The organism is Granulicatella sp. WM01 (assembly GCF_004570605.1).
In the GTDB taxonomy this organism is placed as follows: domain Bacteria; phylum Bacillota; class Bacilli; order Lactobacillales; family Aerococcaceae; genus WM01.
Genome location: NZ_SPPB01000190.1, coordinates 1 through 238, shown reverse-complemented (window position 1 = coordinate 238; position 238 = coordinate 1). Strand labels below are relative to the sequence as shown.

General features: G+C 34.0%; 1 protein-coding gene. It reads left to right on the top strand.

Annotated features, from left to right (window positions below):
• On the top strand, positions 1-238 hold a 238-nt coding region (locus tag E4T68_RS09160; RefSeq protein WP_194185121.1), incomplete at both ends, for a hypothetical protein.

Genomic DNA, 238 nt, shown 5'->3' with positions numbered 1-238 from the left:
GTACATCGTTAAGTACGAGTCAATCATTAAGTACATCGTTAAGTACGAGTCAATCATTAAGTACATCACTAAGTGCAAGTGAATCATTAAGTACATCATTAAGTACGAGTGAATCATTAAGTACATCAGTGAGTGCTAGTCAATCAATGAGTACATCGTTAAGTGCAAGCCAATCATTAAGTACATCATTAAGTACAAGTGAATCACTAAGTACATCATTAAGTACATCAATAAGCGC